Consider the following 25,926-nt stretch of genomic DNA (forward strand, 5'->3'; position numbering starts at 1 on the left):
CCGACCCTAGCCGACGCCACCGACAGCGGACCCGGCGGTACGGCACCTCGGCCGATGGACCGTCAGAGCCTGCTCAGCCGCTCCTCGTCGGAGGTCCGCGGGCAGGTCATGCAGGCGACGGCCTCGGGCTTGACCGCGTAGTAGAGGCAGCAGCCGAGCCGGGTGCGGGTGTGGTGGGCGCGCCCGTCGGGGGTGTGCAGGAGGCGGAAGTCAGCGGCGCCGGGGAGCGGCTGGGTGCCGCCCGGCAGGACGGCCCCGGCCGCGGCGACCGCGGCACCCTCGGCGTCCCCGGCAAGAACCTCCCCGACGGCCGGCACCTCCCCGACCGCCGCGGCGTCCCCGTCGAGCATCCGCCCGAGGTACCAGACCGCGGAGGCCAGGTCGTCCGTCACCATGCCCCAGAGCGCGCGGTCGCGGCGCCGGGTGGGCCGGGCGAACGCCGCCAGGACCGGCTCGAGGTGCGCGACCACGGCGGCCCGCAGTTCGGCGCGGAGCTCGTCGTCACCGGGGACGGTGGCGTGTCCGCGCGGGCGCAGCGCGAGCGCGCCGGTGGGGGCGTGCAGCCAGAGGTCGGCCGGGCTGACGACGGGGACCCGGCGGGCGAGGTGCCAGGGGCCGGCGACGATCAGGCAGGCGGACCAGACGTAGTGGTGGAGCAGCCGGGAGGCGGTGACGTGCGGTCGCGGGGCGCGGCCGTGCTCGGCGGCGATCCGGGCTTCCTCGCCCGCCAGGGCGGCGGCCAGTGCCCGTTCGTCGTCGGCGAGTTCGGCTCCGGAGTACCAGCCGTCGGCGGCGGACGGGGCCGGTTCCGCGGGGTCGAGCAGGCGCAGTTCCAGCACCGGGCACAGCTCCAGCAGGCGCCGGTAGTCGCCGACCAGGGCGGCGGACGGCGCGAGCGGTGGGGCGCCGTGGGGCACGACGGACAGGTGTGTTCCGGGAACCATCGACCCTCCCGTGATCGATTCCGTATGATCGATTAAGGTGAGGCTCACCTTACAATGCCTCATGGTGTCCGGCGACCATGCCGGACCACCACCGGTCCGACAGATCGGACCATCCCGCCCAACCGGCTCAACCTTGACGAACTTAGGTAAACCTAACCTAAGATGTCGCCTTGTGTTGAGAACCGAACCGCCGCCCCCCACGGCTCCGGCGACGCCTCGCGCCTCGATGCTCCGGCGGCCCCTGCTGCTGGTCGTCGGCGTGTGCGCGCTCGTGCTGTGCGCGGCCCTGAGCCTTGCGCTGGGCTCCCGGCCCATCCCGCTGACCACCGTCGTCGACGCCCTCACCGGCGCCGCCCACGGCGGTGACGCCGATGTGGTGACGGGCCTTCGGGTCCCGCGCACGCTCATCGGGCTCGCCGTCGGGGCCGCGCTCGGCGTCGCCGGGGCGGTCGCCCAGGGCGTCACCCGCAACCCGCTGGCCTCCCCGGTCACCCTCGGCATCAACGCGGGCGCGAGCCTCGCCGTGGTCGCCGCGATCTACACCCTGGACCTCTCCCGCACCATCGAGTACGTCTGGTTCGCCTTCGCCGGAGCGGCCGTCGCCGCCTTCGCCGCGTACGCGATGTCCCGGCGCGGCGGGGACCTGGACCCGGTCCGGCTGGCGCTCGGCGGCACCGTGCTCACCGTGGTGCTCACCTCCTGGACCTCCGCGCTGATGCTGGCCAGTCACCGCACCCTCGACGAGGCCCGGTTCTGGCTGGCCGGCTCGATCGCCGGGCGGCACCTGGACACCCTCACCCCCGTCCTGCCCTTCCTCGTGCTCGGCCTGGTCGGCGCCTTCGCCGTCTCGCCCGCGCTCAACGCGCTGGCGCTCGGCGACGAGACCGCGCAGGCGCTGGGCGTGCCGGTGGCCCGGATCCGGGTGGTCGGCGGGCTCGCCGTCGTCCTGCTCGCGGGCGGCGCGGTGGCCGTCGCCGGACCGGTGGCGTTCATCGGACTGGCCGCTCCGCACCTGGTCCGCCCGCTGCTCGGCAACGACCACCGCTGGCTGCTGCCCGGCTGCCTGATCGCCGGTCCGCTGCTGCTGCTCACCGCCGACGTGCTCGGCCGGCTGGTGGTCCGCCCGTCCGAGATCGAGGTCGGCATCGTGACCGCCTTCCTCGGCGCGCCGCTGCTCGCGGTGCTGGCCCGGAAGGTGGCCAAGTGACCGCGCTCACCCTCCCCGCCCGGGCCCTCACCCGCCGCCGCACCCGTACCGCCCTCTGGTCCCTGGTCGCCGCCGCCCTGCTGGTGGTGCTGACCGGCGTCGCGCTCGGCACCGGCCAGGTCGACATCCCCGTCTGGGACGCGCTGCGCGCCCTCGTCGGCCAGGGCGAGCCCGGCAACGTCCTGGTGGTGCAGCAGTTCCGCGCGCCCCGCGTGGTCTCGGCACTGATCGCGGGCGCCGGACTGGCGATGGCCGGTTCGATGCTGCAGCGGCTGTTCCGCAACCCGCTGGCCGCCCCCGACACGATCGGCATCACCGGCGGCGCCTCCTTCGGCGCGGTGCTGATGCTCGCCGGCGGCGCCTCCCAGCAGCTGATCCCGGTGGCCGCCGTCGGCGGCGGGCTGCTCGCGGCGCTGCTGCTCGGCGGCTTCGCCTGGCGCTCCAAGATGGCCGTCACCCGGCTGGTGCTGGTCGGCCTGGCGGTGCAGCAGGGCCTGGCCGCCGCCGTGAACCTGATGATCGTCCGGTTCCCGGCCGAGCTGGCCTCCTCCGCGCTGCAGTGGACCACCGGCTCGCTCTACGGCCGCAACTGGACCGAGGTCTGGATCGGCGGCACCGCCATCGCGCTCACCGCCCTCGCCGTACTGCTCTGCCAGCGGCGGGTCTCCGTCCTCGACCTCGGCGACGACTCGGCCGGCGGCCTCGGCCTCAACCCGGCCCGCGACCGGCTCTGGCTGCTGCTGCTCACCATCACCCTCGCCTCGCTGGCCGCCGCCCTCACCGGGCCGGTCGCCTTCGTCGCGCTCGCCGTCCCGCACCTGGTCCGGCTGCTCGCCGGACCGCCCACCCTCGGCACCCTCGGCCTCACCGCGCTCACCGGCGCCGTGCTGCTGCTCTCCGCCGACCTCCTGGTGCTCCACGTGATCCCCGTCCACGGTCTGCCGGTCGGTGCCGTCACCGCCACCCTCGGCGCGCCCTGGCTCCTGGTGCTGATGATCCGCCAGGGCCGGCTTCCCCAGAGGAGCAGCTGATGTCGTCCGCCAAGACCTCCGCCCCGAGCGCCGCCGCGGGGCCCGACGCCCGCCCCGCCGACGGGTCCGCGGTGACCGCGGCCGGGACCGGGAGCGCGACCCCGGCCGGGGTCGCGAACCGGCTCGCCACCCGGGGCCTCGGCCTGCGCTACGGCGACCGGACCATCGTCGACGGGCTCGACCTCGAACTGCCCGGCAACGCCGTCACCGCGATCGTCGGCCCCAACGCCTGCGGCAAGTCGACCCTGCTGCGCGGGCTCGTCCGGCTGCTCGACCCGGCCGCCGGCACCGTCACCCTGGACGGCGCCGACATCCACCGGATGCCGGCCCGGACCCTCGCCAAGCGGATGGGCCTGCTGCCGCAGCAGCCGGTCACGCCGGAGGCGGTCACCGTCGAGGCCCTGGTCCGGCTCGGCCGCTACCCGCACCAGCGGATGCTCAGCCCGTGGTCCAAGGCCGACCAGGCCGCCGTCGAGGAGGCGCTGGAGCGCACCGGCACCGCCGAACTGCGCGACCGGCAGGTCGACCGGCTCTCCGGAGGACAGCGCCAGCGCGTCTGGATCGCGCTCGCCCTCGCCCAGGAGACCGACCTGCTGCTCCTCGACGAGCCCACCACCTTCCTGGACCTGCGCCACCAGCTCGACGTGCTCGACCTGGTCGCCGACCTGCACACGGAGGCCGGGCGCACCGTCGTCATGGTGCTGCACGACCTCGGGCAGGCCGCCCGGTACGCCGACCACCTGGTGGTGCTCAAGGACGGCCGGCTCGCGGCCGCCGGGCCGCCGTCGGAGGTGCTGACGGCCGAGCTGGTGGAGACCGTCTTCCAGGTGCCGTGCCGGGTCGTGCCCGACCCGGAGACCGGGACGCCGCTGGTCGTGCCGCGGGCACGGGTGCGCGGCTCCCGCGGCGCCGCCGGCTCCGATGCCTCCGCCGCTCCCGCGGCGCTCTGAACTCCCCTTTCCCGTCCCCCTGTTCGACCCGATCCAAGGAATCCCGATGAACCGCCGACTCCCCGTCGCCGTCCTGGCCGTCGCCCTCTCGACCACCCTGCTCGCCGCCTGCGGCAGCAACGGGGACGGTGCCAAGTCCGGCGGCGACTCCGCGTCCTCCGCCCCGGCCGGCGCCGCCGCCGGGTTCCCGCGCAGCGTCAAGCACGCCGCCGGCACCGCCGAGCTCAAGAGCCAGCCCAAGCGCGTCGTCGTCCTGGACAGCGGCGAGCTGGACGACGTCACCCTGCTCGGCATCACGCCGGTCGGCGCGGTGTCCCCGCACATGAAGACCGAGGGCGGGTTTCCGAACTACCTCAAGGACAAGATCAAGGACACCAAGGACGTCGGCCCGATGAACGAGCCGAACCTCGAGCTGATCGCCTCCCTCAAGCCCGACCTGATCCTGTCCTCCAAGGTCCGGCACGCCAAGGTGTACTCCCAGCTGAACGCGATCGCCCCGACCGTGCTGGCCGAGACCACCGGGTTCCCCTGGAAGGACAACCTGGCGCTGTACGCCCAGGCGCTCGGCAAGGAGGACGAGGCGAAGAAGGCGCTCTCGGACTACGAGGCGCGGGCGAAGAAGCTCGGCGAGGAGATCAAGGCCAAGTACAACGGCACCATGCCGACCGCCTCGGTGGTCCGCTTCGTGGCCGGCCCGACCCGCCTGTACGCCAAGTCCTCCTACAGCGGTGTGGTGCTCAAGGACGTCGGCCTGGCCCGCCCGGCCTCGCAGGACGTGGACCAGAACATCGTCGAGGTCAGCGCCGAGCAGATCACCCAGGCCGACGCCGACCTGGTGTTCGTCACCACCGCGGACGACCCGAGCAAGACCAAGGAGAACGAGGTCCAGCAGACCCCGGTCTGGCAGGGCCTGAACGCCGTCAAGAACGGCAAGGTGTTCAACGTCCCGGACGAGACCTGGATGTCCGGCATCGGCGTCCAGGCCGCCGACGCGATGCTCGTCGACATCGCCAAGGCCACCGGCGTGGACGCGCCCAAGTAGTCGTCCCGTGAACGCGGGCGAACGGATGACAGCTTTCAGATTTCAGATAACAGATTTCGAAAGTTGTCAGCTGTCATCTGTCGGTTGTCACCTGTCACCTGTCACCTGCCGGCTGTCATCCGTTCGCCCACCCTCCTCCGCCATCCCTCCGAGGACCTTCCATGCGGCTCTACCTGCTCGCCCTGAACCCCACCGACTCGGTCACCGACGGCTTCCTGCCCGCGGCCGCCCGGCTCGGGCTCGACGTCACCGTGCTCACCGACCACGCCGAGCCCCACCGGCAGGCCTACGCCGCGCTCCCCTTCACCGCGCCCGAGGTCCTGGACTGCGACGTGCGCGACTTCCGCGCCGTCATCAGCCTGATCTCCCGCCGCGGCCTGGACTCCGGCGACCACGCGCCCGTCGCGGTGTTCAGCAACAGCGACCACCTGCAGACCCAGACCGCCCTGGCCGCCGAGTACTTCGGCCTCCCGGCCAAGGACTGGAAGGCCGCACTGCGCGCCAAGGACAAGGGCCAGCTGCGCCGCCACCTCGCGCTGACCGGCCAGGACACCGTCTGGTCCGCCGAGTTGGCCCCCGGGCAGGACCCGGCCGAGCTGGACCCGCCGTTCCCCTGCGTGGTCAAGCCGCGCGAGGGAGTGGCCAGCGAGGACGTCACCCTGGTCGCCGACGCCACCGAACTCGCCCAGCGCTGCAAGGAGATCCAGCACCGCAGGGCCGGCGCCACCCTGGTGGTGGAGGAGTTCCTGGACGGACAGCTGTACACCCTGGAGACCCTCGGCGACGGCCGCCGCCGGCACGTCCTCGGCGGCTTCCGCACCCGGCTCTCCCCGCCGCCGGACTTCATCGAGGAGGTGCTCACCTTCGTCCCGGCGCACCCGCAACCGGTGGTCGACCAGGTGCTCGCCCAACTCGACGCGCTCGGCGTCGGGTTCGGCGCCTGCCACACCGAGTTCGTCCTCCAGCCGGACGGCCGCGCCCGCATCATCGAGGTCAACTACCGCGCCATCGGCGACCAGTGCGACCTGATGCTCGCCGAGATCCTCGGCATACCCCTGTTCGAGCTCATCCTCGGCGTCCACCTGGGCCGCGAGCTTCCCGCCGACCTGGCCGAACGCTGCGCCGCCACCCCCCGCCGGGCCCGCAACGAGGTGGTCTGCGCCGACCGCGCCGGCGTCCTCACCGCCGCCCCCGGCCCGTACGACGAGGAGCGCGACGGCGTCCGGCTCGCCTACCGCCCGCTGCGCCCGGTCGGCGAACGCCACGAGCACTACCGCACCAACCGCGACTACCTGGGCGTCATCTGGGCCGTCGGCACCGACCAGGACGCGGTGGACGGCGCCGTCGCCCGCTTCCTCGCCGCCAACCGCTGGGAGATCACCCCGTGACCGCCGGAGCCCTGCCCGCGAACGCCGCGGCCCAGCCCGCCGCCGCGGCCCCCGTCGAGGCCCGCACCACGGCCCCCGCCGAGGCTCTCGCCGAGGCCGGCGCCCCGAGCCCCGCGACCGCCGCCGACCAGCTCACCCTGCGGGTGCTCTCCGCCCTGCTGCGCGAGGACGTCCTCGGGCTGCGCACCCGCGGCGCCGTCGAGGACCGTCCGGACGGCCCCTGGCTGACCGTCGCCGAGCTGCGGCTCGCCCTTCCGGTGGCCCCCGAGGGCTTCCAGTGCGAGTACGCCGCCCGGCTGCCGCTGCTGGAGCTCGACGGGCGCCGCCTCACCGGCCCGGACACCGTCGTGGCGGCCCTGGCCGAGCTCGCCGAGGCCGAGGACCGGCCGGGCTGGTCGGCCTTCGCCGAGGAGTGCCGGCAGACCCTCGCCACCATGGAGCTGCACGAGCGCGCCCGCGCCGGGGTGCACGACCGGCTGACCGACCTCTACGGCGCCGACCCGTCCGACTGGACCGGCCTCGCCGCCGCCCTCGGCCACGACACCCTGGCCGCCTACCTCGACCACCCGGTCTACCCGACCGCGCGCGGCCGCTCCGGCCTCAGCGAGGCCCAACTTCGCTCCTACGCACCCGAGTTCCACCCGGCCTTCGAGCTGCGCTGGCTGGCCGTGCCGGCCGGGTCGCTGACCGTCCGCGGCGAGCAGCCGCTGCCCAGCTGGTGGCCCACCCCGGCCTGGCTCGGCCTCGGCGACCAGTGCCCGGGCGAGGACTGGGCCACCCTGCCGGTCCACCCGCTCACCGTGGGCGCACCGCTGGACGAGGCGCTGGCCGCGGCCGGCCTGACCGGTCGCACGGTGCTCGCCGACCGGCCGTACCTGACCGTCGTCCCGACCCTGTCGATGCGCACCGTCGCCGTCGCCGACGACCCGGCCTGCCACCTCAAACTCCCGCTCGCCACCGCCACCCTGGGCCGGCTCAACCGCCGCACCATCAAGCCCGGCACGCTGCTCGACGGCGCGGCCGGCCAGCGGCTGATCGAGGCCGTGCTGGAGCGCGAGCCGCGGTTCGCCGGCCGGATCCTGCACGCCGACGAGCAGACCTGGGCGCACGCCGGACACGAGCTGCTGGCCGTCCTGCTGCGCCGCTACCCGGCCGGGCTGGAGCGGGCGACGACCGTCCCGCTGGCCGCCCTGCTGGCCCCCGCGCCCGACGGCCGCCTGGTCATCGACCACCTCGCCGACCGTCACCACGGCGGTGACGTCCTGGCCTGCTACGACGCCCTGCTGGAACTGCTGCTGGACTGGCAGGCCACGCTGTTCGGCTACGGCATCGCCCTGGAGTCCCACCAGCAGAACACCTCGCTGGTGCTCGACCCGGACGGCCTGCGGCTGCTCTACAAGGACGACGACGGCCCGCGCGTGCACACCGCCCGGATGGCCTCGACGCTCGGCGAACTCGCCCCGTCCGTCGAGGACTTCGACGACGCCAGGATCTTCGGCGAGGACGACGGGGCGCTCGTCGCCCTGTTCGCCACCATCACCGGCCACCTGTGCACCGGCGCGCTCGCCTTCGGCCTCGCCGACCACGGCCGCGCCGAACTCCCGGACACCCTAGCCCTGTTGCGCAAGCGGACGGCGGAGGCCGTGGAACGGCTCGGCCCGGTCGGCGAGCCGCTGCGGGCGGCGCTGCTGGACGCCGAACGCCTGCCGGTCAAGGCCATGGTCACCGCGGGAACGCTGCTCAGCAAGCAGCGCTCGGGCGCCGCCGACATCAACAAGCACTACACCACCGGCCCCAACTACCTGCGCGACTCCGTCCGGGACCCCGCACGAAGCGCCGACGGGACCGCCCAAGGCAGCACCGCCCGCGCCGAAGCCGGCACCGCCCGCGCCGACGGGACCGCCCGATGAGCGTGGAGACCCTGCCGCAGCAGTCGCCGCCCTCGGCCGCGCCCTCCGGTGGACTCGGCCGACGCCAGGTGCACGCCGTCGCGGCCTGCTACTTCGTCGCGTCCTTCGCCGCGCTCGGCCTGCCGCCGTACCTGACGGCGATCCTGCCCACGCTCGGCGACCCGCAGGCCCGGTGGGCCGGTGTGCTGTACATCGTCCCGACGGTGTTCAGCGCACTCGGCGCGCCGCTGTGGGGCCGGCTGGCCGACCGCTTCGGCCGCAAGCGGCTGCTGCTGCGCGCCCAACTCGGGCTCACCGTCTCCTTCCTGGTGGCCGGAGCGGCGAACAGCCTGCCCGCGTTCACCCTCGCGCTGGTCCTCCAGGGCTTCCTCGGCGGCACCTTCGCCGCCACCAACGGCTATCTGGCCGCCGCGCTCGACGGCTCCCGGCTCTCCCGCGCGCTCACCCTGATGCAGGGCAGCGCACGGGCGGCCCTGGTGGCCGCACCGATCCTGGTCGGGGCGCTCTCCCCGTGGATCGACCCGCACCGCCAGTACCTGGTGATGGCCGTACTCCCGCTCACCGCGGCGGTGTTCCTCTCGCTGCTGCCCGAGCCGCAGTGCCCGGAGGCCCCGGAGGCCGCCGCCGGACCGGCGCCCGCGCCGGCCGCGACGACGCCGCTCCTGACGCTCTACGTCTTCGAATTCGCCTTCGTCTTCGCGACGGTGATCTCCTTCCCGTACCTCATCGCCCTCGCCGAGCAGCGCCTGCCCGGCGTGGACGGCACCACCACCGGCGTGCTGTTCGCCCTGCCGCACCTGTGCTACCTGGTGTTCGCCGCCCGCACCCACACCGTCTTCGACTCCCGTCCGCACACCGGCCTAGCCCTCGGGTTCGGCTTCGTCGCGCTCGGCCTGGCCGGACACGCCGTGGCGTACTCGCTGCCCGTGTTCATCGCGGTACGGCTGCTGCTCGGGGCCGGGCTCACGCTGGGCCTCGTCTGCCTCGCCGTGCTCGCCGCCGGAGCCGCCAAGGGCCGCGCGCCGGGCCGGATGTTCGGCACCCTCGAACTCGTCTCCAAGGGTGGCGCCGTCGCCGCCGGCGCCGTCGCCGCGCTGGCCAACGGGCGATTCGGCGCCGCCGCTCCCGTGGTGGCCGGCACCGCCGCCGCCCTGCTGGCCGCCGTCGCGGCCACCGCACTCAACCTCCCGTCCCTCCGCCAGCGCTGGAGTCGCCGATGACCGCCGAGCAGATGACCGCCGAGCCGATGACCGCCGAGCAGACGGCCCGTACGACGGACACCCGTGAAGCCGTGGACCACGAACTCCCCACCGCCGACGACGCGGTGGCCCACACCCTGCTGAACTGCCTGCTGCGCGAGGTCTCCGCACCCGAGCACCAGACCGCCGCCGACGACGGCCGGCTGCTGCTGCGCCTGCCCCGCCGCGGCGCCCTGCTGCGGGTCGTCCTCCGCCGCACCTCACTGCTCGGGGCGCACCGCTTCAGCGGACCGGTGCAGGTCGAACGGGACGGCGGATGGGACGAGTTGGGCTGGCAGGAGCTGGCCGAGTACGTCCAGGACGAACTGGAGCTGCGGACCGGCACGGTCAACGAGGAGTTCCTCGACCAGGTGGCCTCCAGCCACGACGGCGTCCGCCAGGGCCTTGACCGGCGACCGTCCTCCGGTGCCGACCGCTACCTGGAGTCCGAGCAGGCCCTGCTGTTCGGCCACCGCTTCCACCCGGCCCCCAAGTCCCGCTCCGCCGCCCGGGGCGACTGGCGCCGGTACGCCCCGGAGTCCCGCGCCGCCTTCCCGCTGCGCCACTTCGCCGTCCGCGCCGAACTGCTCGCCGGGGAGTCTCTGGACGGGAGCATCAGCGCCCTGCTGGACGGTCTCGGCGAGGTGCCGGACGGCTACCGGCTGCTGCCCGTTCACCCCTGGCAGTACCAACTCATCGGCGAACACCCGCTGTTGCGCGAGGCCATGGCCCGGGGCGACGTCCTCGACCTCGGCCCGCGCGGCGAACCGTTCGCCGCCACCGCCTCGGTGCGCACCCTGTACGGCGCCGACGCCTTCCTGAAGTTCAGCCTCAACGTCCGCATCACCAACTGCCTGCGCAAGAACGCCGCCTACGAGCTCACCGGCGCCGTCGCGCTCACCCGGCTGCTCGCCCCGGCCTTCGCCGACCTCGCCCGGCACTTCCCCGACGCGGCGATGCTGCGCGAACCGGCCTTCCGCACCCTGGCCCTGCCCGGCACCGACGGCCACCCCGACCGGGCGCTGTACGAGGGCTTCGGCCTGATCGTCCGCGAAGGCTTCGGCGGCGTGCTGCGCCCCGGCGTCACCCCGCTGCTCGCCGCCGCCGTCGCCGACGAGCACCCGACCAGCTCGGCGCACATCTCCCGGCTGCTGGACGGCGGTTCGGACGCGCGCGACTGGTGGCGCGCCTACCTGCGCCTGCTCCTCCCGCCGGTCCTGGCCGCCTACTTCGACCACGGCGTGGTGCTGGAGCCGCACCTGCAGAACGTCCTCATCGGCGTCGACGCCACCGGCCACCCCGTCCAGGTGCTCTTCCGCGACCTCGAGGGCACCAAGCTCGTCCCCGAGCACAACGCCGACATCCTCGACGCCCTCCCGCCCGAGGTGGCCGGCCCGATGACGTACGACGCCGAGCGCGGCTGGGACCGGGTGGTCTACTGCCTGCTGGTCAACCACGTCTCCGAACTGCTCGCCGCGCTCGCCGACCGCCACCCCGGGCTGGAGTGCGCGCTCTGGCAGACCGTCCGGGACACCCTGGAGGAGTACGCCGCCGACCACGGCTGCCCGCCCCGGCTGCGCGCCCTGCTCGCCGGCGTCCCGCTGCCTGCCAAGGCCAACCTGCTGACCCGCTGGGAGCGCAAGGCCGACCGCGACGCCGGGTACGTCCGGCTGCCCTCCCCGCTGGCCGGCTCCGTCCTCGCCGAAGCCGCCCGCATGCCCGCCCGTACGCCCGCCCGTACGCCCGTACGCCTTCCCGCCGGGAGCACCGCCCGATGACCGAGACCCACCGCACCACCGGCCCCGCCCGGGCGGCCGCGTCCGTCCGCGACCACGTCGCCGCCCTCACGCCCGAGGAACTGCCCGCCTACGTCTACGACCTGGCCGCGCTGCGCGAGCACGCCGCCGCCGTCCGGGCCGCGCTGCCCGACCGGGTCGAGCTGTACTACGCCGCCAAGGCCAACCCGGAGGCCCCGCTGCTCGCCGCGCTGCGCGACGCGGTGGACGGCTACGAGGTCTCCAGCGGCGGCGAGTTGGCGCACGTACGGGCCGCCGTGCCGGACGCTCCGCTGGCCTTCGGCGGTCCGGGCAAGACCCCGGCCGAGATCGCCGCCGCGGTGGCGGCCGGGGTGCACCGCTGGCACGTCGAGAGCGAGCAGGAGCTGCACCGGCTCGCCGCCGCCCTCGAGGACCGGCCGGAGGCGGTCGTGGACGTGCTGCTGCGGGTCAACCTGGCGGTCGGCACGGACGCCCTCGACGCGGTGCCGCTCGCCATGGGCGGACGGCCGACGCCGTTCGGCCTGGACCCCGAGCAAGCCGAGGAGTGCGTCCGGCTGCTCACCGACGGCGGCCCGCTCGCGCGGCGGCTGCGCCTGCGCGGCGTGCACGCCCACCTGGCCAGCGGGCTCGCGGCCGAGGAGCAGCTGTCGGTGGCGACCCAGATCGTCGCCTGGTCGGCGGCGCTCGCCGAGCGGCACGGCTTCCCGCTGACCGAGGTCAACATCGGCGGCGGGATGGCCGTGGACTACGAGGACCCGGCGGCGCGCTTCGACTGGACGGCCTTCGGCGAGGGCCTGGCCAAGCTGCTCGACGCCCACCCCGGACTCACCCTGCGGATCGAGCCGGGCCGGGCGCTGACCGCCTACTGCGGCTGGTACGCGACCGAGGTGCTGGACGTGAAGCAGAGCCACGGCGAGGACTTCGCGGTGGTCCGCGGGGGCACCCACCACCTGCGCACCCCGGCGACCCGGGGGCACTCCCAGCCCTTCGAGGTGCTCCCGGTGGACGCCTGGCCGCACCCGTGGCCGCGCCCCGCCGTCACCACCGGGCGCGCCACCCTGGCCGGGCAGCTCTGCACCCCGAAGGACGTCCTCGCCCGCGCGGCCGACGACGCGGCGGGCCTGCGCACGGCGGACCGCGTGCTGTTCGCCATGGCGGGCGCGTACGGGTGGAACATCTCGCACCACGAGTTCCTGATGCACCCGCGTCCGGGGTTCCACTACCTGGGCCACTGACAGGCGACACACGACGAGCGACGGGCAACGGCGAACAGATAACAGATGACAGATGACAGATGACAGCTGACAGATTTCGAAATCTGTTATCTGTCGGCTGTCATCTGTTCGCCGTCATCCGTTGTCTGAAGTCTGTCGGCTGTTAGCTGTTCGCACCCCCTTCCGCCGCAGCCCCCTCCCTTCACTCGTGGGAGAGTGGTACACAGCGAAGGGAGCACGAACGTGCTGATGGACAAGGTGGCGGAGATACTCGCCGAGGCGTCGGCCGAGGTCGTCGAGCCGCGCTTCCGGGCGCTGGCCGCCGGCGAGGTGATGGAGAAGGCGCCCGGCGAGGTCGTGACCGTCGCCGACCGCGAGGCCGAGGCCATCATCGCCCGCCGCCTGCACGAGCTGCTGCCCGTCCCCGTGGTCGGCGAGGAGGCCGTCTCCGCCGACCCCTCGCTCGCCCGGGCCCTGCACGACGAGCCCGCCGCCTGGCTGGTCGACCCGGTCGACGGCACGGCCAACTTCGTCGCCGGCCGCCCCGAGTACGCCGTGATGTGCTCCCTCGTCCGCAGCGGCCGGACGGTGGCCTCCTGGATCTGGCAGCCCGAGACCGCCACCGCGTACAGCGCCGAGCTGGGCTCCGGCGCCTGGCGCGACGGAGAGCGTCTCACCCGCCCGCCGGCACCCCAGGAGGCCGCCGAGCTGCACGGCTCGGTGAAGAGCCGCTTCCTGGACCCCGAGCACCAGCGCCTCCTGCAGGCCAACGTCGGGGCCTTCGGCGAGGTCTCCCCCGGCCGGCACGCCGCCGGGATCGAGTACCCGGACCTCGTCGAGGGCCGCTTCGACTTCCTCCTCTACTGGCGCACCCTCCCCTGGGACCACGCCCCCGGGTCCCTCCTGGTCACCGAGGCCGGCGGCGTGTCCGCCCGCCTGGACGGCACCCCCTACCGCCCCGAGGCCCCCGGCTGCGAGGACGGCCTCCTGGTCGCCGCCGACCCCCACACCTGGGAGCTGACCCGCAAGGTCCTCCTGGGCGCCTGACGGCACCCGGCCGCCGGAGCCGCTGGAGCCGCCGGAGGCACCCCCGTCACGGCTCCGCGGGGAGCACTCCGTCACCACACCACCGGCAGCCGCTCCGGCATGCGCTTGATGAACCCCGGCCGCCAGGCCAACTGCTCGACGGGCAGAGCGAGCCGGAGCTTCGGCATTCGCTCGACCAGCGCGGTGACGGCGATCTCGGCATGCGTACGGCCGAGCGCGGAGGCCGGGCAGAAGTGGCGGCCGGCCCCGAAGGCGAGGTGCGGGTTCTCCGTCCGGTCGAAGTCGATCCGTTCCGGGTGCGGGAAGACCGCCGGGTCGTAGTTGGCTCCCTCGACCAGGACGAGCACCAACTCGCCCTCCCGGACCAGCACATCGCCCACCTGGACGTCCGCGAGCGCGAGCCGTGGCAGCGCGTCGCCGATCGACAGGTTGACCCGCAGCAGTTCGTCCACCGCGCGGCCGATCAGCGCGGGCTCCCGCCGCAACCGCTCGGCGAGCTCGGGCTGCTCGCACAGGTAGACGACGGCGTTCAGCAGGAACGCCGAGGTGGACACCGCTCCCGCGCCGAACAGCGACAGGGCGACGGTGGCGAGCAGTTCGTCGCTCACCCGGTCCGGGACGTCCGGGGAGCGGCGCAGCGCGGCGAACCGTCCGAGCAGCCCCTCCACCGGCTCCGGATCGGCGTTGAGCTTTCCGAGCATGTAGCCGAGATCCTTGTACCAGTTGGGCGTTGACCCCTCGAAGGGCACCGGGCTGGTCAGGAAGGCCACGTCGATGCCGGACATCAGCCGCCGCCAGTCCTCGGAGGGGATGCCGAGCAGTCGGCAGTGCAGCGCGGCCGAGTAGGGCTCGGTGAAGCCGTCGCGCAGTTCACCGGGCGCGCCCTGCGCCTCCAACTCGTCGATCAGGCGGTGGGCTTCGGCGTGCAGCCAGCCGTCGAGCTCCCGGTCGGCGCGCGGGGCGAGCGTCTTCATGACGGCACTGCGCAGCCCGGCGCTGTTGATGTTGCCCATGTTGTCGACCACCTCCGGCGGGATGGTCAGCGCGTACTGGCGCGGCACGCCGGGGTTGGCGGTGTCCTTGAGGCTGAACCGCTCGTCCTCCAGTACCTGCTTGGCGAGTCGGTGGCTGCTGACCAGCCAGGCGGGGTCGCCGGTCATGGTGCGGACCCGGGCGACCGGCCGCTGCTCGCGCAGCCGGCCGGCCTCCTCGGGGAACACGTCGCCCCGCCGGGACAGCGGGAAGGTCGGGTCGGTCGTCAGCAGTTGCGTCATGTGTGGCTCCTCGTATGAGAGCGCGGGAGGCCCGCGGACGGGAAGGGGGGTCGGCTACGCCGCCCGGACGGGACCGACCCCGACCGGGGCGGCCGCCACCGGCGCGGCCACCACCGGCGCGGCCACGACGGGCCCGGCCACAACGGCTGTCGGCACCGCGAGCACGTCGGTCGGCACCGCGGGACCGCCCGCCGGCCGGATCACCGCGTAGGCCTGGCCCGCCTCCGCCCGGATCCCCTCGTCCCGCCCGAACAGGACCGGGGTGAGCGGCAGTTGCAGGTGGTAGCAGCTGACCGAGGACGCCACCCCGAGCAGCGCCGGGGTGTCCAGGAAGAACGGCAGCTCGGCCGTGATGTAGCGCAGTCCGGCGGCGAGTTGCGTCTCGTTCGGCGCCAGCCCCTCGTCCAGGCGGGCGGCCAGGAAGCCGCGCGCCATGCCCTCGGCGGCGGCCCGGTACGCGGGGTCGGTCCGCAGCCCGTCGACGGCCCGGCGGTGCAGCCGCCGGTAGGCGTCGGCGGCGGTGAACTCGGACAGGGCGTGCACCCCCACGCCGCTGCGGCGACCGGCCCCTTCCACGCCCCGCTCGATCCGGCGGGCGGTGGCCTTGACCTCCTTGGCGGCCCGCCGCTGCGCGTGCTCGGGGGTGTACCCGAAGGTCTCGTACTGGGTCGCGACATGGAGGTCGGCGTACACGATGTCGACGCGCTCGAAGAACTCCAGCCCCCACCCGATGAGTTCGGTGATCCGGCGATGACTGAAATAGCTGTTCCCCGGGCTGACGCCGATCAGCAGGTGCTCGCCCCGCTGCCATATCTCCCGGCACCGACGGGAGTACGGGAGGGCCTCGAACGGGCCCGTCGGGGTGGTTATCGGCTCGTCGTCCGGGACGGTTTCGCGCATGCCTTTCCTCCGCTTCGCAGCATGGTCACAGGACGGTGTTCGCGTGGAACGACCGGGATTCACAGAAATGCACGGCGGGCAGGCGGAGTTCGTCCGGATGCCGGGGCGCGATGACCGCGTACGGGCGACATGGGCCTGGTCAGGCAGCCTGCCTCGGGGTGCCGTGTGCGCATGGTGGGGCTGCGGCCACATGAAGTTACCGCCGCTCTTCGGGAACTCCGCAAGCCCTGCCCGGGAGTTGGCGGAATGTGATCACCGGGCGGCCGGAATCAGCCTGTACACCCTCGCGAAGCTATGTCCACGGAGCTTGTCGGGGAGCGATCCGATATCCCCCGAACAGCCTCCCACGCCAGTGTCGATTCCTCCAACACCACACCGGTAAAAGGATTCTGATTTGGAGGCAGGAAAAGGGCGCCACACGAACCGTGTGACGCCCCGACCATGGGACCCCGACCGCTGGCCCTGGCCCTGGCCCTGGCCACTGAGCTGAGACCTGGAGCGGTCGCTACCCCGCGTGCTCGCCCGCCACCTTGCGGCCGGCCCCCACCACCTCGCGCAGCAGCGTGCCCACCTCCCCCACCGTCGTGTGCGGGTTGAGCAGCGTCAGCTTCAGCCGCACCCGCCCCGGCCCCTCGCCCGGAAGTTCCGTACGCCCCACCACCGCCCGGCCGCTGCGCAGCAGCAACCGCCGCAGCCGCCCGTTCATCTCGTCCAGCGCCACCCCGTCGGTCACGCCCGGCGGGCGGTAGCGGAAGAGGAGGACGGTGAGGACGGGGTCGGCGTGGAGTTCGAGGGAGGGTTCGGCGCGGACGGCGTCGGCGGCGGCGCGGGCGAGGTCGTGGCAGGTGTCGACGAGGCGGCCGAGGCCGTCGCGGCCGAGGGTGCGCAGGGTGACGGCGAGTTTGAAGGCGTCGGCACGGCGGGTGGTGCGCAGGGAGCGGCCGAGCAGGCTGGGGTAGCCGGCCTGCTCGTCGTCGACCGGGTTGAGGTACTCGGCGCGGCGGGCGAGCGAGACGTAGGTTTCGGCGCGGCGGACCAGGAAGACCCCGGCGGCGGCCGGCTGCCAGCCGAGTTTGTGCCAGTCGAGGGAGACCGAGTCGGCGCGGGCGATGCCGTCGAGCAGGGGGGCGAGCCGGTCGGAGAGCAGGGCGCCGCCGCCGTACGCGGCGTCGACGTGCAGCCAGGCGTCGTAGCGGCCGGCGAGGTCGGCGGCGGCGTGCAGCGGGTCGACGGCCCCGGTGTCGGTGGTGCCGGCAGTGGCGACCACGGCGATCGGGGTGCGGCCCGCCCAGCTGGCCTCGGCCAGGGCCCGTTCCAGCGCCTCCTCCCGCATGCGGAGCCGGCGGTCGACCGGGACGGGGACGACGGCCCGTTCGCCGAGCCCGAGGAGCGCGGCGGCGCGCTGGACGGAGAAGTGCGCGGCTTCGGAGGCGAGGACGCACGGCCGGACGCCTGCCGGGATCCCGTCCAACTCCACGATGCCGTCGAGCTTCTGGTCGCGCGCCAGCATGAGCCCCATGAGGTTGGACTCGGTGCCGCCCGAGGTGAGGACGCCGGTGGAGCGCGCCGGGTCGTAGCCGACGAGTCCGGCGAGTTCGGCGAGCAGCGCGGTTTCCAGGGCCGTGGCCGCGGGGGCCTGGTCCCAGGAGTCCTGCGAGGGGTTGAGGGCGCTCACGGCGAGGTCGGCCGCGGCGGCGACGGCGAGCGGCGGGCAGTGCAGGTGGGCGGCGCAGGCCGGGTCGGCGGGGTCGGCGGCGCCGTACGCGAGCAGTTCGGTGAGCCGGGCGAGCGCGCCGCGGCCGTGGGCGGCGGCCATCGCGTCGCCGACCAGGGCGGTGATCTCGGCCGGACTGCCCGCCGGCAGCGGGCCCGAACGCATCGCGGTGCCCGCTTCCATGGCGTCGAGGACGGTGGCGAGCAGCGGTCCGAGCGCGCCGGGCCCGGCCGCGCCGCCGGCCAGGGCGTCCGTCGCGGCCTCGCCGTCCGGCAGCCCGAACGGCCCGGGGCCGAGCCCGCTCACCGCTCCCCCTGCCCCGAGCCGCCCACGCCGCCCGAACCAGCCCCGGCACCACCGGAACCGGCGCCGGCACCACGGGCACCACCGGCACCGACCCCGGCACCACCGGCGGCCGCGGCCGCGATCGCCTCGGCCAGCCGTTCCAGCACCGCCGCCACCTGCTCGTCCGTGATGGTGAGCGGCGGGAGCAGCCGCAGAACCGCGTCGTGGCGCCCGCCCAGCTCGACGATCAGCCCGCGCGCCAGGCACGCCTCCCGCACCCGGACGGCGAGCGCCGGGTCCGCCGGACGGGCCCCGCAGGCGTCGGCCTCGGCCGTCGGGTCGACCAGCTCGACGCCGATCATCAGCCCCCGGCCGCGCACGTCGCCGATCACCGGCAGTTCGTCCGCGAGTTCGCGCAGCCGGGCCGTCATCCGGTCGCCGACGAGGGCGGCCCGCTCGGCCAGCCCGTGCGCGGCGACGTACCGGAGCGTCGCGGCCCCGGCCGCCATGGCGAGGGTGTTGCCGCGGAAGGTTCCGGTGTGGGCGCCGGGCCGCCAGCCGTCGTAGTCCTCGCGGTAGACGACGACGGCGAGCGGCAGGCTGCCGCCGATGGCCTTGGAGAGCACCATGGCGTCCGGGACGATGCCGCTGTGCTCGACCGCCCACATGGCGCCGGTGCGTCCGACTCCGGTCTGCACCTCGTCGACGATCAGCGGGATGCCGCGTTCGGCCGTGATCCGGCGCATCTCGCGCAGCCAGCGGTCGGGCGCGGGGACGACGCCGCCCTCGCCCTGGACGGCCTCCAGGATCATCGCGGCGGGCGGCACCACCCCGCCCGACGGGTCGTCCAGCAGCCGCTCGACGTACGTCACGGAGAGCTCGGCGCCCGCCTCACCGCCGACCCCGAACGGGCAGCGGTAGCCGTACGGGTAGGGCAGCCGGACGACCTCGCCGCCGCTCGGCAGCGGTTCCTTGACCGCGACGCTGCCGGTGAGCGCGAGGGCGCCGGCGGTCATGCCGTGGTAGGCGCCGGTGAAGGCGAGCGCGCCGGAGCGGCCGGTGGCGGTCTGGGTCAGCTTGAGCGCGGCCTCGACCGCGTCCGTCCCGGCCGGGCCGCAGAAGTGGATCCGGGCGCGGCCGGCGAACTCGGCGGGCAGGCTCTCGAACAGCGCGCTGGTGAAGTCGTCCTTCTCGGCGGTGGCGAGGTCGAGCAGGTGCAGCGGGGCGCCGCTGTCGAGGGTGCGGCGGATGGCCTCCAGCACGACGGGGTGGTTGTGGCCGAGGGCGAGGGTGCCGGCGCCGGAGAGGCAGTCGAGGTAGCGCCGCCCGTCCGCGCCCTCGACGGTCATGCCGTTGGCGCGCACCGGGACGATCGGGAAGGAGCGGGCGTACGTCCTGGCGGCGGACTCGCGGACGCGCTGGCGACGCAGGATGGCCTCACCGGCGGCCGGGGCCGTGGCTCCGGAGGCGGCCTGAACGGGTACGGCTGCGAGCGACACGACAAACCCCCAGGAGAAGTTAGGTTAGCCTAACTTTACTGCCCCTGAGCTGGCAGAATGCAGCCGGGGCACCCAGAACCACCCGCGCGAGTGAACCTCCGCCAGTTCCGTCCCCGCCCCCGCGTCCGGATACCCGGCCCCGGGAACTCCAACGACCGCCACGCCGGAAGGTCACGCCGGAAGGCCTCATCGGGAGGCCGCAGCGAACGGTCAACCCTCGGACCGGTCGCGGCCCGCCTTCCACCGGTAGCAGAGCTCCGGCCGCCCGACACTCCCGTACTGCGGCTCCCGCACCGCCCGCCCCGTGTCCACCAGGTGCTCCAGGTAGCGCCGCGCGGTGATCCGCGAGACCCCGGCCGCGACGCCCGCGGCCGCCGCCGACAGCCCGGTCGCGGCCTCGCGGAGCACCGCGGCGACGGTGTCCAGGGTGGGCGCGCTCAGCCCCTTGGGCAGGGTGCTGCGCTCGGGGGTGCGCAGCAGGGCGAACGCCTGGTCGACCTCGTCCTGGCCGGTCGCCTCGCCGGTGCGCCCGAGGCTGTGCCGGTACCGGGCGTAGCGCTCCAGGCGGTCGTGCAGGGCGGCGGCGCTGAACGGCTTCAGCAGGTACTGCACGACGCCCGCCGAGACCGCCTGCCGGACCATGGCGAGGTCGCGGGCCGAGGTCACCGCGATGACGTCGGTGGTGTGGCCGGCGGCGCGCAGCGTGCGGCAGAGCTGGAGCCCGTGGCCGTCCGGCAGGTAGAGGTCGAGCAGGGTCAGGTCGACGGGGGTGCCGGCCGCCCGGGCCCGCTCCAGGAAGCGCAGCGCCTCGGCGCAGCTGTGGACCGTACCGGCGGCGTGGAAGCCGGGTTCGCGCTCCACGTACAGGGTGTGCGCCGCGGCCGCCACCGGGTCGTCCTCGACGACCAGGACGGAGATCCCCGGCGGACCGGAACCGCCGCGCGGGGTCACGCCGGCACCCCTTCCCGCGCACGCCCGTCCGGCTCACGACCGTCCGACTCATGCCCGTCGTGCTTGCGCCCCTCCGGCGCACGGCGCCCCGGCTCACGGCCGTCCGACTCGCGCCCACCCGACTCACGGCCGTCCGGCTCGTGCCCGTCCGACCGCGGCCGCTGCCCGCCCGCCGTCGCGGGCCGTCCGGCGAGCGGGAGCCGGACCGTGAGCACCGCGCCCCGCTCCCGGCCGACCTCGACGGTGCCGCCGTTGCGCCGGGCGGCCTGGGCGACCAGCGCCAGCCCGAGGCCGTGCCCGCGGCCGTCCTGCTTGGTGCTCCAGCCGCGCCGGAACACGTCCTCGACGGCCGCGGGGTCGATGCCCGCGCCGGTGTCGGCGACCCGCAGCAGCAGGCAGTCCCCGGGCGGCTCCGCCGTGTCCGCCGCACCCGCCGCGCCCGCCACGCCCGCCACGCCCGCCGCGCCCGCCACGCCCTCGCCACCGTCACGCGACCCGCCGGCGCCGTCGATCCGGGCCGTGACGGTGACCTCCGGCGGGACCGGGTTCTGCCCGGCCCCGGCGATGGCGGCGTCCACGGCGTTGTCGATCAGGTTGCCGAGCACGGTGATCAGGTCCCGCGCGGAGAGGCCGGGCGGGAGCACCCCGTCGTCGATCCGGCTGTCCTCGGTGAGGGTCAACTCCACGCCGCGCTCGGCGGCCTGGGCGGCCTTGCCGAGCAGCAGGGCGGCCAGCACCGGCTCGCTGACCGCCGCGACCACCCGGTCGGTGAGCTGCTGGGCGAGTTCGAGCTCGGCGGTGGCGAACTCCACCGCCTGTTCGTGGCGGCCGAGTTCGATCAGCGAGACGACCGCGTGCAGTCGGTTGGCGGCCTCGTGCGCCTGGGCGCCGAGTGCTTCGGTGAAGCCGCGCACCGAGTCCAACTCGCCGCTGAGCGCCTGCAGTTCGGTGTGGTCGCGGAGGGTCACCACCCGGCCGAGTCCGGTGCCGATGGTGGAGGTGTTGAGGACCACGACCCGCTCCGCCGTCAGGTGCACCTCGTCCCGGACCGGCTCCTCGCCCAGCACGGCCGCCACCAGCGCCTCGGGCAGGCCCAGCCCCGCCACCGGGCGGCCGTCCACCTCGCCCGCCAGGCCGAGCAGTTCGCGGGCGGCGTCGTTGCACAGCACGACCCGGTGCGAGCGGTCGAGCAGGACCAGCCCCTCGCGCACCGAATGCAAGGTGGCCTGGTGGTACTCGTAGAGGTGGCTGAGCTCGTCCGGTCCCATGCCGTGAGTGTGCCGCCGCAGCCGGGAGTTGGCGAGGTAGGTGCCGACGCCGCCGATCGCGAGCGCGGCCACCGCCACCCCGACCAGGGCCATCAGCGGTCCGCTCAGCTGCGCGGAGATCGACTCGACCGTACGGCCCACGCTGACCAGCGCCACCACCCGGTGCCGGTCGTCCCACACCGGCGCGACCACCCGGACGGACGGACCGAGCGTGCCGGTGTACGTCTCGCTGCGGGTCTGCCCGGCCAGCGCCCAGTCGATGTGCCCGAGGTAGCGCTTGCCGATCTGCTCGGGCAGCGGGTGGGTCCAGCGCACGCCGTCGGTGTCCATGACGGTGATGAAGGAGACCCCGGTGTCCGCGCGGACCTGCTCGACGTACGGCTGGAGCGCCGCGGTCGGGTCCGGTCCGGCCACGGCGGCCCGGACGGACGGCGATCCTGCGACGGCTTGCGCGACCGCGGTGACCTCCCGGCGGGCCGCGTCCTCGTTCCGGTCGGCGGTGAACAGGTACGCGAGCACCGCACCGCCCGCGACCACGGCGGCGACGATCACCACCTGGACGACGAACAGCTGCCCGGCCAGACTGCGTACCAGCCGCCGGTCCCGGCAGCCGGGCAGGCGGCGGACCAGCCGGGCCAGACCGGCCGGGCGACCCAGCCGCGCCGGGCGACCCGGCCGGGCCGGACCGGCCGGGCGACCCAGCCGGGCCGGACCGGCCGGGCGGAGCGAGGCGAGGCGGCGGCGCGCGGCGGTGGGGGCGGTGCGCTCGGACATGCCAGCCAGTGTGCACCACCACCGGTGCCGCCGGCCCGGGTGCACCGACCGTGAACTCTATGAACGCAAACGTGACCTCCGTCACTCCCGGGCCCCATAGTCGGAGCGGCCCACCACCCGGGGCCGCCAGGACTGCAGGGCGAAGGAGCCGCAGATGTCGATCACTGGAGCCGCGACGGCGGGGGGACCCAGACGCAAGGACCGGACCCATTACCTCTACCTCGCCGTGATCGCCGCGGTGATCGCGGGCGTGGTGGTCGGTCTGGCCGCTCCCGGCTTCGCCGTGGAGCTCAAGCCGGTCGGCACCGGCTTCGTCAACCTGATCAAGATGATGATCAGCCCGGTGATCTTCTGCACCATCGTGCTGGGCATCGGCTCGGTGACCAAGGCCGCGAAGGTCGGCAAGGTCGGCGGACTGGCCCTCGGCTACTTCCTCGCGATGTCGACCGTCGCGCTGGCCATCGGCCTGGTCGTCGGCAACCTGCTGGAGCCCGGCGGCGGCCTGCACCTCACCGCCGCGCTCGCCAAGTCCGGCCACGCCCAGGCGGCGGCCGGCGGCGCCCAGTCGACCACCGACTTCCTGCTCGGGATGATCCCCGACACCATGTTCTCGGCCCTCACCCAGGGCAAGGTCCTGCAGACCCTGCTGGTCGCCCTGCTCACCGGCTTCGCCCTGCAGGCCATGGGAACGGCCGGCGCCCCGGTGCTGCGCGGGATCGAGCACGTGCAGAAGCTGGTCTTCCGCGTCATGGCGATGATCATGTGGGTCGCGCCGATCGGCGCCTTCGGAGCCATGGCGGCCGTGGTCGGGGCCACCGGCACGGCCGCGCTGAAGAGCCTCGCGGTCATCATGGTCGGCTTCTACCTGACCTGCGCGCTGTTCGTCGTCGTGGTGCTGGGCACCCTGCTGCGCCTGGTCGCCGGGATCAACGTGTTCGCGCTGCTGAAGTACCTCGGCCGCGAGTTCCTGCTGATCCTCTCGACCTCCTCCTCCGAGAGCGCCCTGCCCCGCCTGATCGCCAAGATGGAGCACCTGGGCGTCAGCCGGCCGGTCGTCGGCATCACCGTGCCGACCGGCTACAGCTTCAACCTCGACGGCACCGCGATCTACCTGACCATGGCGTCGATCTTCATCTCCGAGGCGATGGACAAGCCGATGTCGATCGGCGAGCAGCTCTCGCTGCTGGTGTTCATGGTGATCGCGAGCAAGGGCGCGGCCGGGGTCACCGGCGCCGGCCTGGCCACCCTCGCGGGCGGACTGCAGTCGCACAAGCCGGCACTGGTGGACGGGGTCGGCCTGATCGTCGGCATCGACCGCTTCATGTCCGAGGCCCGCGCGCTCACCAACTTCGCGGGCAACGCCGTCGCGACCGTGCTGATCGGGCACTGGACCGGCGAGCTCGACACCGAGCGGGCCCACCGGGTGCTGGCCGGCGAGGTGCCGTTCGACGAGCTGACGCTGGTCGACGGACACGGCGCCGACCACTCCCCCGGCACCGACGCCGAGCGCCCCGCCCCCGGCGGCAGCCCGGCCCCGGGCGGCACCCCCGAGGCCGCGCCCGCCGCCGCCTGAGCCGCCACGCCCCCGCGACTCCCCCGGTCCGGCGCCACCCCAACCCCCGGAAACGGCGCCGGACCGGGGGCTTCCCGTCCCCGCTCCGGCCTCGGGCCCCTCAGCTGATCAGGCCCGACGGGCCGACCGGCCGAGGGGCCCGGGGCCTACCGGCTGAGGGGCCCGACCGGCCGACCGGGCCCCTCAGAGCTCCTGCGAGCCGCTGACCGCCCAGGCCACCCCGCTGGCCGGATCCTCCAGCGCCACGTGCAGGTGGTGCAGCCCGGCGGCCGGCTCCTGCCAGGTGAAGCAGCGCATCCGGGCCACCAGCGCGTTCACCTCGCCCGGCTCCGGCCCGTCCGTGCCGGCCATCGCGGCCAGCGCCCGCCACAGCCCCAGCCGCCCGTGCGCGCACCCCTGGGCCCGCCCGACCGCGGCGGCCCGCACCAGCGCCGGGTAGGCCAGCGCGAACGGCAGGTACCCGCCGACCACCCGTCGGCTGCGGGCCAGCAGCGCGGCCGCCAGCGGGGCCTGCCCCCGGACGCAGGCGACCTCCGCCCAGGACGCCAGCGCTCCGAGCTCGGCCCGCGCCCGGGTGACCCGCGGCCCGACCGGCCGGCCGTCCGCCCGCGCCACCGGCGCCGGCAGCTCCACCTCGCCGAGGCCCTCGCGACTGGCCGGCAGGGTCAGCAGCGCGCTCCGCGCACCCCCGCCGGGCAGGTACTCGCGCACCCGCACCGCCTCCTCCCAGCCCGCCGCCTCCCACGGCTCCAGCCGCAGCGGCACGCCCTCCGGATCGGGCTCGGCCCCGTACGAGAGGTCCTCGCCGAGCAGCACCCGGGTGTGCGCAACCAGTCGGCGCACCGGGGCCGGGCCGAGCAGCGGGGCCAGCCGCAGCCAGGAGTGCCGGGTCGCCAGCACCTCCCAGAGCGGACCGGCGTCGTGGTCGGCCACCCCGGCGACCGTCCCCTCCCCGCCGTCCCGGTCGAACAGCCGGACGGCCAGCTCGGGCGGCGCCGCGTAGGCGATCAGATGGCCGAGCGGCGCCGTCAGGGCCGCTGCGGCCTCCTCGCCCGCCTCGACCACGGCGGCCGCCCGGCCCTGCCGGTAGGCGGCGAGCAGCTCCTGCCAGCGGCCGTCCTCGGCCAGGGCGCGCAGGCGGTGGTCCTCGTACGTGATCACGATTTTCAGCGTACGGGCCGGGGCCGCGCATCAGCTGACTTGTCGTCAGTACGGTGCGTCGAGCCGCCGGGCGGGAGTCATCCGCTCCCCCGCTCGCGCTCCCGTTCGAGGACGGCGCGCAGCCGCCCGTGGGCCCGGCGGCGGGTGACGGCCAGGGTGCTGCGATGGAGGCCGAGCAGCTCGGCGGCCTCGTCGACGGTGTAGCCGTCGAGGTCCACCAGCGCCACCGCGCGGGCCTGCTTGGCGGTCAGGAAGCCCAGCAGCCGGACCACCTCCCAGCGCGCCTGCAGCTCCGTCATCCCGCCGACCGCCCGGGCGGCGGACGCCGCGCGGTCCCGCTCGCCGCCGTCGCCCGGCTCCGGCACCTCGGGCATCGGCACCCGCCGCCGCTCGCGGCGCCACTGGTCGCGCAGGATGTTCACCATCGTGGTGAACGCGTAGGCGTAGGGCTGCGGATGGCCGAGGAAGCGCTCCGGCCGGCGGGCGATCCGCAGGTACGCGTCGTGGACGACGTCCCCGGCGGCGAGCGGACTTCCGGTGAGCACGGCGGCCGCCTGCTGGAGTCTGGGCAGCAGGCCGGTGAAGACCCGGTTGAACTCGGCCGACCCGCCGCCGTCCCCGGACGGGCCGAAGCCCTTCTCCGGTCCGCCGTCCACCGGCCGACCGCCGCACTCCGCCATGCCGCCCTCCCCGGACGTCGGCACCCCGAACACCCGCCCGGGCCTGGTCACAGCCCAGCCGGGACCACTTGTGACACAGGTCACATCATAGGCCGTCG

General features: G+C 74.7%; 20 protein-coding genes. 11 read left to right on the forward strand and 9 right to left on the reverse strand.

The window, feature by feature from the left end; translation table 11 throughout:
• Positions 1 to 62 precede the first annotated feature (62 nt).
• The gene (locus tag ACYP53_RS37430; protein ID WP_459650674.1) at positions 63 to 944 is read right to left on the reverse strand and encodes a (2Fe-2S)-binding protein; all 882 of its coding nucleotides are present in this window, start codon (positions 942 to 944) and stop codon (positions 63 to 65) included.
• A gap of 226 nt (positions 945 to 1,170) precedes the next feature.
• Between ACYP53_RS37430 and ACYP53_RS37435 the strand changes: the two genes are divergently transcribed.
• The 10 genes from ACYP53_RS37435 (at position 1,171) to ACYP53_RS37480 (ending at position 13,749) form a co-directional block, all read left to right on the forward strand.
• The gene (locus ACYP53_RS37435; RefSeq protein ID WP_459650675.1) at positions 1,171 to 2,151 is read left to right on the forward strand and encodes a FecCD family ABC transporter permease; all 981 of its coding nucleotides are present in this window, start codon (positions 1,171 to 1,173) and stop codon (positions 2,149 to 2,151) included.
• Positions 2,148 to 3,182, forward strand: coding sequence for a FecCD family ABC transporter permease (locus tag ACYP53_RS37440; RefSeq protein ID WP_459650676.1), 1,035 nt, complete (start codon positions 2,148 to 2,150; stop codon positions 3,180 to 3,182). The genes ACYP53_RS37435 and ACYP53_RS37440 overlap by 4 nt, the downstream gene beginning before the upstream one ends.
• The gene (locus ACYP53_RS37445; RefSeq protein ID WP_459650677.1) at positions 3,182 to 4,132 is read left to right on the forward strand and encodes an ABC transporter ATP-binding protein; all 951 of its coding nucleotides are present in this window, start codon (positions 3,182 to 3,184) and stop codon (positions 4,130 to 4,132) included. The genes ACYP53_RS37440 and ACYP53_RS37445 overlap by 1 nt, the downstream gene beginning before the upstream one ends.
• Positions 4,133 to 4,178: 46 nt before the next feature.
• A complete protein-coding gene (locus ACYP53_RS37450) occupies positions 4,179 to 5,174 on the forward strand; it encodes an ABC transporter substrate-binding protein (protein WP_189913802.1) in 996 nt (331 codons plus the stop codon).
• A gap of 161 nt (positions 5,175 to 5,335) precedes the next feature.
• The gene (locus tag ACYP53_RS37455; RefSeq protein WP_189913803.1) at positions 5,336 to 6,562 is read left to right on the forward strand and encodes an ATP-grasp domain-containing protein; all 1,227 of its coding nucleotides are present in this window, start codon (positions 5,336 to 5,338) and stop codon (positions 6,560 to 6,562) included.
• Positions 6,559 to 8,472 carry an IucA/IucC family protein gene (locus tag ACYP53_RS37460; protein ID WP_459650678.1) on the forward strand — a complete coding sequence of 638 codons (1,914 nt, stop codon included), beginning with the start codon at positions 6,559 to 6,561 and terminating at the stop codon, positions 8,470 to 8,472. Before ACYP53_RS37455 ends, ACYP53_RS37460 begins: the two co-directional genes overlap by 4 nt.
• Entirely contained in the window at positions 8,469 to 9,692 is a 1,224-nt protein-coding gene (locus ACYP53_RS37465) for an MFS transporter (RefSeq protein WP_189913804.1), read from the forward strand. Before ACYP53_RS37460 ends, ACYP53_RS37465 begins: the two co-directional genes overlap by 4 nt.
• Positions 9,693 to 9,718: 26 nt before the next feature.
• Positions 9,719 to 11,488, forward strand: a complete 1,770-nt coding sequence (locus tag ACYP53_RS37470) for an IucA/IucC family protein (protein ID WP_459650969.1) — start codon at positions 9,719 to 9,721, stop codon at positions 11,486 to 11,488.
• The gene (locus tag ACYP53_RS37475) at positions 11,485 to 12,723 is read left to right on the forward strand and encodes a type III PLP-dependent enzyme (protein WP_459650679.1); all 1,239 of its coding nucleotides are present in this window, start codon (positions 11,485 to 11,487) and stop codon (positions 12,721 to 12,723) included. The genes ACYP53_RS37470 and ACYP53_RS37475 overlap by 4 nt, the downstream gene beginning before the upstream one ends.
• Before the next feature lie 228 nt (positions 12,724 to 12,951).
• Entirely contained in the window at positions 12,952 to 13,749 is a 798-nt protein-coding gene (locus ACYP53_RS37480) for an inositol monophosphatase family protein (RefSeq protein ID WP_189914093.1), read from the forward strand.
• A 71-nt stretch (positions 13,750 to 13,820) separates the two neighbouring features.
• Here ACYP53_RS37480 and ACYP53_RS37485 read toward each other — a convergent pair whose 3' ends face one another.
• The 6 genes from ACYP53_RS37485 to ACYP53_RS37510 all read right to left on the reverse strand — a co-directional run bounded on the left by ACYP53_RS37485 (position 13,821) and on the right by ACYP53_RS37510 (position 22,414).
• Positions 13,821 to 15,023: a cytochrome P450 gene (locus ACYP53_RS37485; RefSeq protein WP_189913806.1), complete on the reverse strand. Its 1,203-nt coding sequence runs from the start codon at positions 15,021 to 15,023 to the stop codon at positions 13,821 to 13,823.
• A gap of 54 nt (positions 15,024 to 15,077) precedes the next feature.
• Positions 15,078 to 15,923 carry a tRNA-dependent cyclodipeptide synthase gene (locus tag ACYP53_RS37490; protein ID WP_459650680.1) on the reverse strand — a complete coding sequence of 282 codons (846 nt, stop codon included), beginning with the start codon at positions 15,921 to 15,923 and terminating at the stop codon, positions 15,078 to 15,080.
• 505 nt (positions 15,924 to 16,428) lie between these two features.
• Positions 16,429 to 17,943: a pyridoxal phosphate-dependent decarboxylase family protein gene (locus tag ACYP53_RS37495; protein WP_229928299.1), complete on the reverse strand. Its 1,515-nt coding sequence runs from the start codon at positions 17,941 to 17,943 to the stop codon at positions 16,429 to 16,431.
• On the reverse strand, positions 17,940 to 19,421 hold the full coding sequence (locus ACYP53_RS37500) for a diaminobutyrate--2-oxoglutarate transaminase (protein ID WP_459650681.1): 1,482 nt from the start codon (positions 19,419 to 19,421) through the stop codon (positions 17,940 to 17,942). Before ACYP53_RS37500 ends, ACYP53_RS37495 begins: the two co-directional genes overlap by 4 nt.
• 210 nt (positions 19,422 to 19,631) lie before the next feature.
• A complete protein-coding gene (locus tag ACYP53_RS37505) occupies positions 19,632 to 20,372 on the reverse strand; it encodes a response regulator (RefSeq protein WP_189913809.1) in 741 nt (246 codons plus the stop codon).
• A complete protein-coding gene (locus ACYP53_RS37510; protein WP_459650682.1) occupies positions 20,369 to 22,414 on the reverse strand; it encodes a sensor histidine kinase in 2,046 nt (681 codons plus the stop codon). Before ACYP53_RS37510 ends, ACYP53_RS37505 begins: the two co-directional genes overlap by 4 nt.
• 154 nt (positions 22,415 to 22,568) lie before the next feature.
• Here ACYP53_RS37510 and ACYP53_RS37515 point away from each other — a divergent pair, with 154 nt between their 5' ends.
• Positions 22,569 to 23,987, forward strand: a complete 1,419-nt coding sequence (locus ACYP53_RS37515; RefSeq protein WP_189913810.1) for a cation:dicarboxylate symporter family transporter — start codon at positions 22,569 to 22,571, stop codon at positions 23,985 to 23,987.
• Positions 23,988 to 24,170: 183 nt separating this feature from the next.
• Here ACYP53_RS37515 and ACYP53_RS37520 read toward each other — a convergent pair whose 3' ends face one another.
• On the reverse strand, positions 24,171 to 25,148 hold the full coding sequence (locus ACYP53_RS37520; protein WP_189913811.1) for a hypothetical protein: 978 nt from the start codon (positions 25,146 to 25,148) through the stop codon (positions 24,171 to 24,173).
• Between the two features lie 77 nt (positions 25,149 to 25,225).
• On the reverse strand, positions 25,226 to 25,828 hold the full coding sequence (locus ACYP53_RS37525; protein WP_189913812.1) for an RNA polymerase sigma factor: 603 nt from the start codon (positions 25,826 to 25,828) through the stop codon (positions 25,226 to 25,228).
• Positions 25,829 to 25,926 lie beyond the last annotated feature (98 nt).

It is taken from the genome of Kitasatospora sp. Ki12, assembly GCF_054601375.1.

What these genes read in the sequence shown, in the direction of transcription:
- ACYP53_RS37430 (WP_459650674.1), bottom strand. Translation starts at nt 944, where the DNA reads ATGGTTCCCGGAACACACCTGTCCGTCGTGCCCCACGGCGCCCCACCG.
- ACYP53_RS37435 (WP_459650675.1), top strand. Translation starts at nt 1,171, where the DNA reads ATGCTCCGGCGGCCCCTGCTGCTGGTCGTCGGCGTGTGCGCGCTCGTG.
- ACYP53_RS37445 (WP_459650677.1), top strand. Translation starts at nt 3,182, where the DNA reads ATGTCGTCCGCCAAGACCTCCGCCCCGAGCGCCGCCGCGGGGCCCGAC.
- ACYP53_RS37450 (WP_189913802.1), top strand. Translation starts at nt 4,179, where the DNA reads ATGAACCGCCGACTCCCCGTCGCCGTCCTGGCCGTCGCCCTCTCGACC.
- ACYP53_RS37455 (WP_189913803.1), top strand. Translation starts at nt 5,336, where the DNA reads ATGCGGCTCTACCTGCTCGCCCTGAACCCCACCGACTCGGTCACCGAC.
- ACYP53_RS37465 (WP_189913804.1), top strand. Translation starts at nt 8,469, where the DNA reads ATGAGCGTGGAGACCCTGCCGCAGCAGTCGCCGCCCTCGGCCGCGCCC.
- ACYP53_RS37470 (WP_459650969.1), top strand. Translation starts at nt 9,719, where the DNA reads ATGACCGCCGAGCAGACGGCCCGTACGACGGACACCCGTGAAGCCGTG.
- ACYP53_RS37475 (WP_459650679.1), top strand. Translation starts at nt 11,485, where the DNA reads ATGACCGAGACCCACCGCACCACCGGCCCCGCCCGGGCGGCCGCGTCC.
- ACYP53_RS37480 (WP_189914093.1), top strand. Translation starts at nt 12,952, where the DNA reads ATGGACAAGGTGGCGGAGATACTCGCCGAGGCGTCGGCCGAGGTCGTC.
- ACYP53_RS37485 (WP_189913806.1), bottom strand. Translation starts at nt 15,023, where the DNA reads ATGACGCAACTGCTGACGACCGACCCGACCTTCCCGCTGTCCCGGCGG.
- ACYP53_RS37490 (WP_459650680.1), bottom strand. Translation starts at nt 15,923, where the DNA reads ATGCGCGAAACCGTCCCGGACGACGAGCCGATAACCACCCCGACGGGC.
- ACYP53_RS37510 (WP_459650682.1), bottom strand. Translation starts at nt 22,414, where the DNA reads ATGTCCGAGCGCACCGCCCCCACCGCCGCGCGCCGCCGCCTCGCCTCG.
- ACYP53_RS37515 (WP_189913810.1), top strand. Translation starts at nt 22,569, where the DNA reads ATGTCGATCACTGGAGCCGCGACGGCGGGGGGACCCAGACGCAAGGAC.
- ACYP53_RS37525 (WP_189913812.1), bottom strand. Translation starts at nt 25,828, where the DNA reads ATGGCGGAGTGCGGCGGTCGGCCGGTGGACGGCGGACCGGAGAAGGGC.